We start from the raw sequence: 13655 nt of genomic DNA on the forward strand, positions 1-13655 counted from the left end.
CCTATTGCTCCACCCCCTCAGTCCGTTTGCCCTCTGTCGTGTGACGGTGCGTGATTTTTTCCCAACCTAAGTTTCTGCGTTTTATCCAAATTAGTGTTTACCAAAACGTATCGTGGTGTGAGCAGACTCAGACCACAATCTGGGACATTTCATTTTTCATCAGAGTTGACAGGAGTTAACTGATGGCAGCCGATCCTTACTGTATCCCCTGTGAACATTACGATTGCTGGATAGAGATTGATGTGCGTGATGAACACAATCGTTCGTTTAAGGGGCTAAAAGCGACACTCACCGACGATACCGGCAAGGCCGAAACGGTGACGCTCAACGATGGGCCAACGTTGGTTCACGGTTTTGCCGTTGGTCCGATAACGGTCAAACTGGAGACACAACCCTGGCTCAAGGCGGCACAATCCCGTGAGGCCTTGAAAGAAGGGCAAAGCATCGTACCGGCCTATGTGGCAGAGAAGATGGGAAATGAGGAAACCCCACGTGAACATGTTAAGGCAACCACAGGCGACCTGTGCCTGAGCGCGCCTGAACACCCGTTGCCAGAGGCGCATCAGGAGGGAAAAGCCGGCAAGGTTCGCCTATTTACCAACCATTCCTACGTTATCGAAGTCAAAGGCTACCAGATCAACGTACTGCGCATTGGCGTGTTCTTCGACGGTACGGGGAATAACACCTACAACGCCGAATCCGGCCTTAAAAAAGTGGAGCAATGGCTGGCAGAAACCTGTTCCGACCCAGTACAGAGGGAGAAAGAGCTACGCGGCTGCCAGATGGGGCAGCTCCCAGTGAGTGACAGTGCGGCGAACGATAAAACCAATGTCTGGAAACTCTATGAGCAATTTAAAGCAGATGATGAAAACTTAAGCGCACGCGCTTATATCAGCGGTATCGGTACCCGCGATCCGGTTGCGGGCAAAGAGGGAATGGAATACCGAACGGACAATATGCTGACAAAAGGGTTAGATCTCGATTTTGGTGGTGAAAACACCTCTATTGTGGGCAAGGTGAATCAGGCCTGCGAGCTGGAGATTGTTGCTGCGGTAAAACGTGATTTAAGGGAGGTATTACCGAATATTGAATGTATTCACCGGATAGTGTTCGATGTCTTTGGCTTCAGCCGTGGGGCGGCAGCGGCACGTCATTTTGTTAATGTGATCGACCAAAAGGCCGATCATCCGCTGGTACAGGCGGTAGCAAACACAGAGTCTATCCACCTTAAAGCGGGATTTGACTGGGCAAACCGGGACGATGTGCGTATCACCTTTGTCGGGATTTTTGATACGGTGGCCTCATCGTATCATCCCAGCCTCAACATCTGTTTGCAGGATGACTGCGCCGAGCGGGTGGTGCATTTGACGGCGTTGGATGAGGTACGCAAGCACTTCCCGTTAACACGCATCACTCCTACTGTGATTGGCACCAGCATCCCCGCGCATTTTACCGAACTGGCACTGCCGGGCGCGCACTCCGATATCGGCGGCGGGTACTATAGCCGCTGGAGCTTACGTAACCCGAACAGCGACCCGGCGCTAACCGAGTGCCTCGAACTGGAGCGCTTTATGAGCGAGGAAGTGACGACGACACCGGATACCGAAAGCCGCGCCTATCGTCAGGCACGCGCTTATGCCGAGGAAAAGATCGCGCAAGGCTGGGTTGATCGGCTTCACCCACATTTAGCGCGTGCCGCCACACCACCCGTAGGGGCAATTAGCCTGATCCCCTATTCGTTTATCCGGCGGCGCGGTAAGGATGATGCCTGGCCGAAAAAGGCGGTTTATGTGGAAGTGGTGATGAGTCGGGTGGTTGAAGGAGAATATTCCCGCATTCCATTACATATGATGGTGGAAGCGGGACGCGCTGTTGGCGTGCCGTTTAAGGCCTGGCGTTCAGAAGATAAAATGCTTCAACTTGAACCACTTTCAGCCAAACTACCAGCAGTGAATCTGACCAAACTGGATGAGAACTGGGCGTTGGCGGCCACCGAGCGGGGCGTGATAAAAAATCTGAGCCAACAGCTTCCGGCAACGGTGTATCGGGCGCTACGCCGTGACTATGTGCACCGCAGTGCCAGCAATCAAGGTATCTCCAGTCCGGCGGGAACCCATAAACAAGAAACCACCGTCAGCAAGGAACGGCGACATATTATCGGCAATCTGGAGGCATGATGTTGAGAGCGTTTATTATAACTGTGGGGCTATGCATCTCGCTGGTCGCCTGCTCCAGCCAGAACCCAATGACTCACGTTAGTTGGAGTTATGGTACGGGGAGCAATATTGATGAAACGTGGACGACCAACGTTGAGTTTTATCGTGGTGGGACGTTTATCGGCGGATATCCAGGAGGAGGCGTAGGACCTGGCGTTAGTGTAAAACGGATTACGCAAAGGCGCTATTACTGGGCGGGAGGTGGTGGCTTACCGGTAGACGGCATGCCTGTTCCCGATCGAGCAGTGGTAGAAATGGTGTCCTCCTACGATCGCAAGCGCTACCGCATCAAGGTTGATTTACCTGCCGATTTGACGCAGCAGATGCAGCAGCGTTATCAGATTGGCGAGCGCATAGACCAGCGTAATTGGCTCTATTTTGGCCTAGCGCCCAGCGGCTATTATGAAGTGCTCTTGTTCGGGGATTTACTTGGCGTTAGTCCAGATCTCTTGCTTGCCCGTGGCATTGCCGAAGAGGTTACTGACGATTGGTATGATAAAAAGGTCCCCGTAGCCAGACAATACGGCATTGATGATTTCGACAAAAAATACGGCGAGCTGTTTAAACAGCATCCTATCCCATTAGGCATGGACTGGGCACCGATCATGGATGCCTACCGTGCCAACCAGCCTAAAACGGATCAACAGCCGATTAAATAACACGATGTCACTGACGCAACAGACTGGATGAAAGTCTGTTGCGTTGCCTTCTGGCAATCAAGGCATATCCAGTCCGGCGGGAACCCATAAACAGGAAACCACCGTCAGCATTCACGGCACGAATTTCGCCTTCATTCCATCTCGATAATGTCGCGCTTTTGCTCGTCTTCGAGCTGTCGCAGGACGCGATACACCTGTGCGACGGCCTGAAGCGTTTCGCGCGGAATGTAATGGCCCTCCGGCGTGGTGCGATACAGCGTACGGGTCAGCCAGATGAAGCGAATCACCGGAATGTCCGCTTTTTGCGCCTGCGCGATGAGATCGCGTGCGGCTTGGTTTTCCCCCTTAAACAAAATGCGCGGTAACGGCGTTTTACCGGGGCGATAATAAAGCCCCACTGCATAGTGCGTTGGGTTGACCAGCAGCATATCGGCGTCTTCTATGTTGGCTTTGGGACGCGGGGCGGCAGGTTCGTTCATCAGTTCGTGTGCCAGCGATTTGCGGTGGCCTTTCATATGCGGATCGCCTTCGGAATCTTTGTGTTCGTTGCGTAAATCCTCGTGGCTCATCCGCTGCTGCTTGAGAAAGAAATACTTTTGCAGGCCGAAATCCAGTGCGGACAGCACGAGCAACGCCGTCAGCGTGGTGCGGGCAATGCGCGTGAGCAGCGCTTTAACCCCTTGCCAGAAGCCGTGTAGGTCGCCATAGGCCAATTCGACCAGCGCTTCCAACTCCGGTACCACCACTTTATAAAAGACCGTACCAATCACCACCGCCTTCAGGATATTGGTCAACATTTCCACCAGCTTGCGCATCGAAAACATCTGCTTGAACTGGTTGATGGGGTTCAGACGGTTGAGATCGAGCTTCAGCGCTTCGGGCGCAAACAGCGGACCATACTGGAGCCAGCCGCCCACCACGCGCAGCAGCACGGCAATGGTGGCGGCTAACAGGCAGAGCGTACCGGCCAGCACAGCAGCATCGTGAAACACCTCTTTCGCTACCTGCGCAAACGGGGCATCCAGCCGTTGCAGCGGCAGTTGTACCAGCGTTTGCAGTTTCCCCATCGTGCTGTCTGCTAATGCCAATACGCATTCCAGTAGGCCGACGCAGATCAGCAGCTTGGGCACATCCTGACTTTGCCCGACTTCCCCTTTACGGCGCGCGTCTTCGAGTTTTTTCTCTGTGGGTTCTTCCGTTTTCTCACTCATCAGCTCCGCCTTATTCGCTGTTCGATGCCGTAAAAATCAGCGGGAGCAGGTGTTTGAGATCCGGCAGTCCCTGAAGTCTGTGGTCGCCTAAATATTGCAGCACTGGCAGGTAAACGATGAAAAATGCCATCCCCACCAGACACTTGGCCGGAATGGACAGGACAAACACCTGAAGCTGCGGGCTATACAGGCTGAGTAACGCAATACTGAACTCCAACAGCAGCAGCAGCGCGACCAGCGGCCCGGCGTACACCACCAAATGAGTGAAGGTGTCGGCCAGCAGGCTGAGATAGACCTCAAACCCTTGTTCGCCCGGCGCGGGCAGCCAGGACAGCACCGGCCAGATCTGGTAGCTGTCCCAAATCAGCTGCGTCAGTCCTTTCAGACCGATACCGATAATCAACAGCAGAATGAGCGTCTGTTTCAGCAGATGGCCGAGCGGCGTGGCGTCCGAACCCAGCGCGGGGTTGAGCTGGCCACCCATGAGCGCGCCGCGCTGGTTATCGAACAGGGCACCGACGGATTCAAACAGCCAGAACGGCATCGCCAAAATCAACGCGATGAGAAGCCCGACAATAACCTCTTTCAGTAACAGGCCGGGCAGCATCGGCCAGGAGAGCGGCGTCAGCAGAAGCTGCTGCTGCACGATGGGGGCGGGCAACAGCGTCAGGGAAATCACCACGGCGTTACGTGTCATGCCTTTCAGCACGTTGAGTGAAAAAACCGGCACCAGAATAAAGCAGGGATACAGCCGGGCGATGCCGAGCGTAATGGCGATGATAAAATCGTAAACGTGCTGAATGGTGGCGATCATGCGGCTTTATACCCCGGTGTGCGCAATCATGTTGAATGCGGTGATAGCCAACTGCATCAGCTCTACGCCAATCCAGCGTCCGCAGAGCGCCAGCGCCAGCCCGACGGAAATCAGTTTGACGGCAAAGGGCAGCGTCTGGTCCTGCAACTGCATCACCGCTTGTAGCAGCGAAATCAGCACGCCGACGATCACCGCAACCAGCAGCGGCGGCGCAGAGAGCAGCACGACCATCACCATGGCCTGACGGAAAAGTGTGATTATTTCCATCGCGGCCTCACAGGTAGCTGTAGAACAGGCCGTCCAGCAGCCGCGTCCAGCCGTTAACCAGCACGAACAGCAGCAGCTTTAACGGCAGCGAGAGCGTCATTGGCGCGACCATCTGCATCCCCAGCGCCAGCAGCACGTTTGAGACAATGAGGTCGATGACGATAAACGGGATATAGATCAGGAAACCGATTTTGAACCCAGCCTGTAGCTCCGACAGGACGAAAGCTGGGATCACCAGCAGCAGATTCTGCGTATTCACCTTTTCGGATAGCGACGCAGGCCACATTTGCAGGCTGTTCTCATGCAGGTGGGTGAGGATATCTGGGTCAACGTTGCGTGACATAAAGGTTTGCAGCGGCTCTAGCCCGTAGCTCACGCTGGCCTGAAGCGACGTGATGTCGGTCATATCCAGCGGCTTTTCCTGCACGCGTTTGCTGATGTCCTGAAACACCGGTGCCATCACAAACAGCGTCGCCGCAAGCGCGATACCGTACAGCGCCATGTTGGGCGGCACTTGTTGCACCCCGATGGCATTGCGGGTAATCAGCAGCACAATCGCAATCTTCAGAAAGCAGGTGCAGACAATCATCATCAGCGGAATCAGGGAAAGGGCGCCCAGAAAGAGCGCAAACATCAACGGATCGAACGCGCCGGAGGTCATGGTGCCAGCTCCGGTTTGGCGGCGTATTCTTCATCCGCTATCGGCAGTTCGTGCGCGGGTGCGGAAAAGCATTGGGTAATCTGTAGCCCCAGTCGGCCTTCCACATCGACCAGATCGCCGCTCGCCAGGGCGATATCGCCGTGATACAGCCAGGCTTGTCCAGTCACCACGTCGCGCAGCGTCAGCACGCTACCGCTGGCGAGGTGTTGCAATTCCGCCAGCGTCATCGTCAGGCTGCCACAGCGAATGTGTAAGGTGACCGGCAGCGGCGGTAAATTTTCGGTGACGTTGTCACTCATAAGCGTGAATTCAAGCGCTGACGCATCTGAGTGGGGAGCGGCTAGCATCGTGTCGGTAGCGGGCATTGAGACAGTCTCCATGTCGATAACGGTAAAGGTGTGGGGCGCGAGCGCCGTGAGCTGTAGCGTGCCGCGCAGGCGCAGCGTGCCGGATGACAGCGTTCCCTCGCCGGAAGGGGTAAACCACGGGCGATTGGGCAAAATAAGATCGCCCGTACGCAAACGGCGTAACGCAGGCAGCGGCAGCACGGCATCAGCCAGCGTGAGCGGGATAGCGATAGTCATTCCTGCGGGTAGCGCACGGCGTTGGTGGTGCCAGTCGGCACGGGAAAATAGCGCCAGCCAGACGGCGTCAGCAGCCTGCATCCGGCTGCGCACGGTCATGCCGTTCCAGCTCACGCTGAGCCAGGCAGCATTGTGATTCTGCTCTGTTGAATCCTGTTTTTTCTGAGAACGGCCCAGCGGATAGATTTCCCCGACCAGCGCCCGCAGCACGGGATTGAGCGACTGGTTATAGAGCGTCCAGTACCACTCTTGTGCTGCGCCATCGTCTTCTTCTGTGAGGGGCAGCAGCGGGCAGTCCGACAGCAGCCTGAGCACAGGAAACGGCTCGCTCAGTGAGAGATTGCCGATATCGCTCCGCCAACGGCTTGCCTGTGTGGTGAACGAGTCCTCTGTCTTCTCGCGCGTATTCGCCAGTTGAAGGTGCAGGCGGCCAGCCCGTCCGTCGCGGGTAAACGGCAGCAATAATCCGGCAGCCAGCGTCGATCGGATGCGGGCGTGCTGGGCGCACAGGGTCGGCAGCGTCAGCGATCTGATGTGCTGTATATTCGGATTCATCGCTCATACTCTCTGGCGTCAAAACGCAGATTTATCGGGCAGTCCAGCGCGCTGGAGAGCGAATGACGGCAGGCTTCACGCCGATCTTTTAGCTGGTGGTAGCTTTCTCGGCTGAAACGCAGAGAAATATCCCAGCCGCGCGGCACCAGCGTGGCTAACCGCGCATCGATATCGCCCAACTGCGGCAACTGTAGGCTGAAGGCAAACGGCGGGGCGCAGATGTTGTCCATCGCCTCAATCAGCTCACATTGCAGCGGCTGCCACTGTGACGGTGTCACGTTTTGTGGGCTGTCCGGCGCCTCACTCTGCAACGGCGGTGGGGCGTTGATGGCGTTGCTTGGCGCTAAGGCGAAAGGCGCTTCCTGATAGAACGCGTCTTCAAAGCCGTCTGAAAAGGTGAAGGCCTCCCAGAAACCCCTATGGTGTGGATCGTGCTGTGAATCGTTCGCGCGTGAGGATTTGCCGTGCAGCGCGGCCTGCGCGTTCTGCGTCGCCTTGGATTCGGGGGACGCAATCTGTCGGTTATTCATACGTGCTCCTGAGGTAACGTAAGCAGATAGTCCAGTTTCTCCACCGCTTTCTGGCATTGGCGAGTGGCGTTTCGGGCGTGATCAACCAGACGCTGCTGGTCGTGGTGGTGCTGCTGTGTGGCCTGCGCCTGCTGCATTTCTGTCGCTATCTCGCCGAGTAAGCGCTGTTCGGCGGCAAGGCGCGTTTTCAGGTTTTCCAGCGTTTGGCATTGCCCCTGGGTTTCTCGGGCAAATTGGTCGCGCTGCGTCTGGCTGGCCTGTCGCAGCGCCTCGACCTGCTGTTGATGATGGCGCTGCTTTTCCGCAATTCGGATCAACTGCTGTTCTTCCTGCCGCTGCTGACGCTCGCTGCGGCTTAAGCGCTGGCGGCGTATCGGCATCAGCAGGTTCAACACGGTCTGTAACTCCGCATCGCGTTCGGTGTTATGGGGCATAGCGGCTGACTCCGGCGAGCTGTTGTTGAATCACGCCATACGGCATCGGTTCACGCATCGACTGACGCAGGAACTGCGTGATTTCTGCCTGAGCGTTGACCGCAGAATCGGTCAGTTCGTCATGGCCGGGTTGGTATTCGCCGAGGCGGATCAGCATCTCGACCTGCTTGTACGCTGCCATCAGACGCCGTACGCCGCCCGCGTTGCGAGTGTGATCGGTATCCACGACGTTACTCATGGTGCGGCTCAGGCTGGCCAGCACGTCGATAGCGGGATAGTGCCCCTGTTCCGCTAGCCGTCGGGCGAGCACGATGTGCCCGTCAATCAGCGAACGCACTTCGTCGGCGACCGGATCGTTCATGGAGTCCTGCTCGATCAGCACGGAATAGAGCGCGGTGATGGCACCGTCTTCCGTTTGTCCGGCGCGTTCGACCAGACGCGGCAGCAGCGTATAGACTGACGGCGGCAGCCCGCCGCGCCCTTGCGGTTCCCCGAGCGCCAGACCGATTTCACGCTGGGCGCGGGCGAAACGCGTCAGGGAATCAATAATCAGCAGCACCTGACGGCCTTCGGCCCGGTAAGCCTCAGCGATGGCGGTGGCGGTGAACGCTGCGCGGGCGCGTTCCATGCTGCTGCGGTCGGAGGTGGAACACACCAGCACGGTACGGCTACGCAGTTCGTCGTCCAGTTCGTGATCGAGAAACTCGCGCAGTTCGCGGCCACGTTCGCCAATCAGCCCGAAAACGATGGCGTCGCACGGCGTATTACGCGCCAGCTCGGCCAGCAGCGTGGTTTTACCGCAGCCTGCACCGGCGAAAATGCCGACGCGCTGCCCCTGACCGATGGTCAGCAGGCCATCGACGGCGCGTAATCCGGTGGGGAGCGGCTGACTGATGCGCGGTCGGGAGGTCGGCGGCGGGGCGTCGCCCAGCACCGGCTGCGTGCGTCCTGTGGCATGGCCCGGCTCGACAAATGCGCTCTCGCCGCCGTCTTCCAATGCCCGCCCAAACCCGTCCAGCACGCTGCCCAGCAAACGATCCGACACCTGAATGCAGTGCGGCTGATACAGCGGCGTCACGGTGGCACCCTGAGCGATGCCGTCCAGCGCCCCAAGCGCGGAGAGAAAGGTGTTGTCCGGGCTGAACCCTACGACTTCGGCCATCATCTGGCTGTCGTCCTGACGGGCCACCCAGCACAGATCGCCAATACGCGCCTGCGGCAGGCTGCACTCCAGCAAAATACCGCTGACGGCCATGACGCGGCCTTTTTTCTCCACGGGCGCGTAGCTCGCCAGATGCTGGCGCTGCTGTGCGACCCATTGCTCAAGTAGCGGAAAAGAAGAAGGTTGTGTCTGCATTACCAGTTCACCGTTATCTGTTGTCTGCCGCTGAATTCAATCTGGTGCTCATCAATTCTCACCAGACGCAGGTTGTCGATCTCATCGCCGATAAAAAAGCGCTGACCGTCCGCCGTGACGACGTTGGCGCGCGACCCGCTGGTCACCTGAACGATCTGAAACGGCAGTTGTTCCGTTTTCAGCTGCGTGCGGTTATCCACGGACAGCGCGGTTCTATAACGTTGGTGGAGTTGAGCGAGCATCCGTTCCAGCTTTTTTTGATCGTCCGGCGTGACGTGCCCGGTGAGCGTGAGGCGATCTTGATACGCCGCCACTTTCACGGCCGTGCTCAGTTCTCGCTCCTGCAACATAATGCGCAGCGTGCTTTCCAGCTGTGGCAACGTGCCGAGCGGCTTACGGGTATCCTGCGGTGACGGAGCGGCGGGCATCGCGACGCTCTCCTGTAGCTGCCAACTGCCGACCATCACCAGCAGCAACGCGCCAAGCAGCAGATAGCTGGCTTTAGCCCACAGCGGAAGGCGTGTCGCGGGTGCTGGTGTAGGAAGCGGCGCAGTGGTATGAACCGGTGGTTCGTCGATAGGCATATCCGCCGGGGGAACGTTCGCTTCCGCCGTCGAAGGGGCTTCGTTGTCGTCAGGCCAAGGGGTATCGGCCGCGACAATGCAGAGCCAAATCTGCCCCAGCGCAAACGGCGTGCCGGGTGGCAGCGCGTCAATCTGCTCGACGGTATGGCCTTCCGCATTACACAACGCGCCATCCTGTGCGCTAAGCGCCCAGCCGTCAGCGGTTTTCTCCAACTGGCTGTGATACGGCGCAATGCCGGGATCGTAAAGCACAAGATCGGCGTCATCGGCTGCACCGATGCGCCAGGTGTTTCCGCAGAGCGGCAGCGCCGCACCGCGATGTAAACCAGTCAGCACGCGTAATTCAAACATAATGTTTCCTATGCGCTAAAGGGATCGGGGGAGTCGTACAGATCGAGACGTCCAATGACGTTGATCGACAGGGTGGATTCCAGTTCGGTGAAGGACAGCACCGGAACGTGGTGAAATTCGTCCTGCAACAGCGTGCGTAGCGGGCTGCGTAAATCCTGCGCCACCAGCACCAAACTGCGATGCGAGGAAAACGGCGGAAACGCCTGCCGCAGCTGGCCGAGCAGCGTGGAGGCGTAGTCCTGCGTCAGGGCGAAGAAGGTTTCGTTCTGCGTCTGGCGCAGCGCATCACGCAGCAGTTCTTCGCTTTCCGGCGTTAGCAGCCAGACGGCAAGGTTGTTTTCGTCGCTGTACTGGTGGCAGATTTGCGATTTGAGTGCCAGACGCACGTAGTCGGTCAGCGCCAGCGTGTCCCGTTCGTGCTGGCCGACTTCAATCAGCGCTTCGGCAATGGGGCGCACCGACCTCAGCGGCACGCGTTCGGAAGCCAGCCGTTGCAGCACGCTGGCAAAACGCGAGAGCGGCATGATGCGCTGAAGCTCTTGCGCCAATTCCGGCTGTTCGCTCTCCAGCCAGGCCAGAATGGATTTGGTTTCCTGCAAACCAATAAATTGTGAACCGGTGCGGTGAATGGCCTGTTCCATGCGCGCCAGAATCAGCTCATCCGCCGTCCAGCGCGGCACGTCGTCGGGCTGCTGCGCGACATGTGCCAGCGGCAGCCAGAGCCACTGACTTTCATCCCGTAGCGTGGGGCCGGGCGTGGCGAGGGCGGCATCAGTCGGTTCGACGGCACCGCTGGCAACGGCCAGCCGGTCGGTGACAAACGTGGCTTTAACGTAGGGAATCTCATAGACGCAAAACTGAAATTCATCTTCCGCTAGCCGATCGCTGAATTCGATATCAAAGGACGGCAGCGTAAAGCCAAAACGATAGACCAGCGTGTTACGCAGGCGGCGGATATTCTGTACCAGCGCCGTCGCCGTTGGCTGCCCTTGCCAGATCGGATGAAACAGCAGCAAATAGGCGCGCGTGGGGTTGAAGCGCCGCAGATCCTGATAGCCGTTCTGTTCAGCGGGCATATTGTCCGCTTCCAACTGGTTGGCATCGAGCTGACCCTGTTGTTTGATGCGCCAGAGCTGAAACAGACCGCTGCCGAGTGAGGCCAGACTGATGGTGACAAACACCAGCGTCGGCATCCCCGGCAGCAGCGCAAAGCCAAACATGCCGAGGGAGGAGATGATCCACGCTTTGGGCTGGCTGGTGAGCTGTTCGGCAATTTCGCGGCCAATATTGGCATCCACTTTTTGCCCGTCGGCTGAGACGCGGGTGATGATCATCCCAGCGGTCAGCGAGATCAGCAGGGCCGGAATCTGGGCGATCAGCCCGTCGCCGATGGTCAAGACTGAGTAGACGTGCATCGCATCGGACGCAGCCATGTTGTGCTGCAACACGCCAATGGCGAAACCGCCGATCATGTTGATGAACACGATCACCAGCGACGCAATGGCATCGCCTTTAACGAACTTCATCGCACCGTCCATCGCCCCGAATAGCTGGCTTTCTTTCGCCAGATTTTCCCGCCGCTGCCGTGCCTGATGGGCTTCGATTAGTCCGGCACGCAGATCGCTGTCGATGGACATCTGTTTACCGGGCATGGCATCAAGCGTGAAACGTGCCGCCACTTCGGCTACGCGCTCGGAGCCTTTGGTGATCACCAGAAAGTTCACCACCGTCAGAATCAGGAAAATAACCAGACCGACCGCCAGATTCCCGCCCACCACGTAGTTACCGAAGGCTTCGACGATATGGCCGCCGTCCTGCTGGAGCAGAATCTGGCGCGTGGTGGAAATAGAGATCGCCAACCGGAACATGGTGGTCAGCAGCAGCACGGCCGGAAACGTCGAGAAAGCCAGCGGCTTGGGCAGATACATCGCCAGCACGATCAGCAGGGAAGAGACGCAGATATTGAGCGCGATCAGCACATCGATCAGTCCGGTGGGCAGCGGGATGATCATCATGAAGACGATGGACATCACGATGACCGCGCCAACGACCTCCGAACGCTGCATCGCGCTCAGCGCAATGCGGTTCAGCCAGATAATCAACAGATTCATGGCTGCTCCTTATCCGAGTCGCGTGCATCCTGTTTGTGCCGCGATGCGGTATCACGCTGCGTCAGTTCATCATGCTGAGTGCTTTTGGCCTGCTGTTTTTCATATTGAGCGATATCGCCAATCATGCCGCGTATCAGTTGGATCGCCGTTTGCCGGTTTTTACTGTCTCGCCACAGCGGATGCGGCAGGTCGCTGACGAGCGGTAGCAGGGCGCTGAAAAACATCGCCTGATGCTGCACCTGGGTGCCGGCCACTTCCCGCCCGAGATTATGCAGGTCGCGGGCATAGGCACCGTTGGCGCTCAGGCCAATCAGGCGGCGTGTTAACTCCACGGCACCGAGCGTAAAGGCGGGCACTTTGTTCGCTAGCCGAGTGAGTAGCGTCTGGCTGGATGACAGCGTATGGCTCAGGTGGCGGGAATCGTTGAGGTTGCTCAGCATTTTGCTGAGTACGGCTTTCGAAATCGACGGCGTCAGCGAGGCAATATCCGCCGCCAGCGCCCGCTGCAACGTGCGCAGCCCAATGGAAAAGGTCGCGGCGTCAAAGCGTTCCAGCAGGGAATCCAGCAGCGCGCTGGCCGACTGCTGATGCACAATTTTTTGGTAATACAGTTCACGCATCGCCTGTTTTTGTTCCGGCTGAGTGCTGAACAGTGCAATGGCCGTTGCCGTATTCAGACCGGCCCGGACTTCCGGTCCTTTCTCCTGATGCAACTGCTGTAGCGCACGTTCTGCCGCCGCCGTCAGCTCGGGCTGTTGGGGAGACTGCTGCTGGATGTGGCGCAGCAGGATATCGCCGCGCGCCGGATCGTTGCCTGCGGCTTCCAACACCGCTTCAAGCGACGGCGAACCTTGCTGCATCAGCAGATCACGTAGGCGGCTCAGTTGCTGATCGAGCGTACTTTGCGACGGATTTTCCAGCATCCTGAACAGTTCGGTCAGTTTCTCAATCCGCTCGACATTGGCGGTCGCGCGTGCGTCCGGCAACTGGGCGATGTGGCGCCGATTCAGCGATTTGCTTCTTCGCTCAGCTTGCTCGCCAAATGCCATCGCCACTTCTTCCATCGAGGTGGATAACGGCGAACCGGGGGACGCAGGATGAGAACTCGTCTGCTGCACCGTGGTCTGTGGCACGGGATCGTCATCCACGACGACTGGGCGTGGCAGGGCGCTGCTGGAGGGAAGGACAGTCGGTATTTTGATCATGATGTCATCCTGAATAAATCGGCTACGTGTCGTGGTGTGAACGTGCAGCGGTATGAATGTATTGCTGTGTGGACGCAGAAAAGGATGGGTTCCCCGACGTGAAGTCATCGGAGCAG

General features: G+C 57.9%; 13 protein-coding genes. 2 read left to right on the forward strand and 11 right to left on the reverse strand.

Features of this window, described 5'->3' with window-relative positions; translation table 11 throughout:
- Positions 1–182: 182 nt before the first annotated feature.
- Positions 183–2177, forward strand: coding sequence for a T6SS phospholipase effector Tle1-like catalytic domain-containing protein (locus tag EO763_RS10280; protein ID WP_161528875.1), 1995 nt, complete (start codon positions 183–185; stop codon positions 2175–2177).
- Positions 2174–2875 (forward strand): DUF2931 family protein, encoded by a 702-nt coding sequence (locus EO763_RS10285; protein WP_223878615.1) that lies wholly within the window; start codon positions 2174–2176, stop codon positions 2873–2875. Before EO763_RS10280 ends, EO763_RS10285 begins: the two co-directional genes overlap by 4 nt.
- A 131-nt stretch (positions 2876–3006) precedes the next feature.
- Here EO763_RS10285 and sctU read toward each other — a convergent pair whose 3' ends face one another.
- From sctU to sctW, 11 genes are read right to left on the reverse strand one after another with little or no spacing between them, the layout of a single operon-like run.
- The gene (gene sctU, locus EO763_RS10290) at positions 3007–4086 is read right to left on the reverse strand and encodes a type III secretion system export apparatus subunit SctU (RefSeq protein WP_161528876.1); all 1080 of its coding nucleotides are present in this window, start codon (positions 4084–4086) and stop codon (positions 3007–3009) included.
- A 10-nt stretch (positions 4087–4096) separates the two neighbouring features.
- Entirely contained in the window at positions 4097–4900 is an 804-nt protein-coding gene (gene sctT, locus EO763_RS10295; RefSeq protein ID WP_161528877.1) for a type III secretion system export apparatus subunit SctT, read from the reverse strand.
- Between the two features lie 6 nt (positions 4901–4906).
- Complete coding sequence (gene sctS, locus EO763_RS10300; protein WP_010302163.1) at positions 4907–5167, reverse strand: type III secretion system export apparatus subunit SctS; 261 nt, start codon at positions 5165–5167, stop codon at positions 4907–4909.
- A gap of 7 nt (positions 5168–5174) precedes the next feature.
- Positions 5175–5828: a type III secretion system export apparatus subunit SctR gene (sctR, locus tag EO763_RS10305; RefSeq protein ID WP_161528878.1), complete on the reverse strand. Its 654-nt coding sequence runs from the start codon at positions 5826–5828 to the stop codon at positions 5175–5177.
- Positions 5825–6967 (reverse strand): type III secretion system cytoplasmic ring protein SctQ, encoded by a 1143-nt coding sequence (sctQ, locus tag EO763_RS10310; RefSeq protein WP_161528879.1) that lies wholly within the window; start codon positions 6965–6967, stop codon positions 5825–5827. The genes sctR and sctQ overlap by 4 nt, the downstream gene beginning before the upstream one ends.
- Entirely contained in the window at positions 6964–7497 is a 534-nt protein-coding gene (locus EO763_RS10315) for a type III secretion system HrpP C-terminal domain-containing protein (protein ID WP_161528880.1), read from the reverse strand. Before EO763_RS10315 ends, sctQ begins: the two co-directional genes overlap by 4 nt.
- The gene (locus EO763_RS10320; RefSeq protein ID WP_161528881.1) at positions 7494–7931 is read right to left on the reverse strand and encodes a type III secretion protein; all 438 of its coding nucleotides are present in this window, start codon (positions 7929–7931) and stop codon (positions 7494–7496) included. The genes EO763_RS10315 and EO763_RS10320 overlap by 4 nt, the downstream gene beginning before the upstream one ends.
- Positions 7921–9288: a type III secretion system ATPase SctN gene (gene sctN, locus EO763_RS10325; RefSeq protein WP_161528882.1), complete on the reverse strand. Its 1368-nt coding sequence runs from the start codon at positions 9286–9288 to the stop codon at positions 7921–7923. Before sctN ends, EO763_RS10320 begins: the two co-directional genes overlap by 11 nt.
- Positions 9288–10223: an FHA domain-containing protein gene (locus EO763_RS10330; RefSeq protein ID WP_161528883.1), complete on the reverse strand. Its 936-nt coding sequence runs from the start codon at positions 10221–10223 to the stop codon at positions 9288–9290. Before EO763_RS10330 ends, sctN begins: the two co-directional genes overlap by 1 nt.
- An 8-nt stretch (positions 10224–10231) precedes the next feature.
- Positions 10232–12334: a type III secretion system export apparatus subunit SctV gene (gene sctV, locus EO763_RS10335; RefSeq protein ID WP_161528884.1), complete on the reverse strand. Its 2103-nt coding sequence runs from the start codon at positions 12332–12334 to the stop codon at positions 10232–10234.
- The gene (sctW, locus tag EO763_RS10340; protein ID WP_161528885.1) at positions 12331–13539 is read right to left on the reverse strand and encodes a type III secretion system gatekeeper subunit SctW; all 1209 of its coding nucleotides are present in this window, start codon (positions 13537–13539) and stop codon (positions 12331–12333) included. Before sctW ends, sctV begins: the two co-directional genes overlap by 4 nt.
- Positions 13540–13655: the final 116 nt, after the last annotated feature.

The sequence above is a fragment of the Pectobacterium odoriferum genome, assembly GCF_009931295.1.
GTDB lineage: Bacteria > Pseudomonadota > Gammaproteobacteria > Enterobacterales > Enterobacteriaceae > Pectobacterium > Pectobacterium odoriferum.

Coding starts and splice junctions, on each gene's coding strand:
- sctU (WP_161528876.1), bottom strand. CDS start 4,086: ATGAGTGAGAAAACGGAAGAACCCACAGAGAAAAAACTCGAAGACGCG.
- sctW (WP_161528885.1), bottom strand. CDS start 13,539: ATGATCAAAATACCGACTGTCCTTCCCTCCAGCAGCGCCCTGCCACGC.
- EO763_RS10285 (WP_223878615.1), top strand. CDS start 2,174: ATGATGTTGAGAGCGTTTATTATAACTGTGGGGCTATGCATCTCGCTG.
- sctS (WP_010302163.1), bottom strand. CDS start 5,167: ATGGAAATAATCACACTTTTCCGTCAGGCCATGGTGATGGTCGTGCTG.
- sctR (WP_161528878.1), bottom strand. CDS start 5,828: ATGACCTCCGGCGCGTTCGATCCGTTGATGTTTGCGCTCTTTCTGGGC.
- sctN (WP_161528882.1), bottom strand. CDS start 9,288: ATGCAGACACAACCTTCTTCTTTTCCGCTACTTGAGCAATGGGTCGCA.
- sctV (WP_161528884.1), bottom strand. CDS start 12,334: ATGAATCTGTTGATTATCTGGCTGAACCGCATTGCGCTGAGCGCGATG.
- sctQ (WP_161528879.1), bottom strand. CDS start 6,967: ATGAATCCGAATATACAGCACATCAGATCGCTGACGCTGCCGACCCTG.
- EO763_RS10280 (WP_161528875.1), top strand. CDS start 183: ATGGCAGCCGATCCTTACTGTATCCCCTGTGAACATTACGATTGCTGG.
- EO763_RS10320 (WP_161528881.1), bottom strand. CDS start 7,931: ATGCCCCATAACACCGAACGCGATGCGGAGTTACAGACCGTGTTGAAC.
- EO763_RS10330 (WP_161528883.1), bottom strand. CDS start 10,223: ATGTTTGAATTACGCGTGCTGACTGGTTTACATCGCGGTGCGGCGCTG.
- sctT (WP_161528877.1), bottom strand. CDS start 4,900: ATGATCGCCACCATTCAGCACGTTTACGATTTTATCATCGCCATTACG.
- EO763_RS10315 (WP_161528880.1), bottom strand. CDS start 7,497: ATGAATAACCGACAGATTGCGTCCCCCGAATCCAAGGCGACGCAGAAC.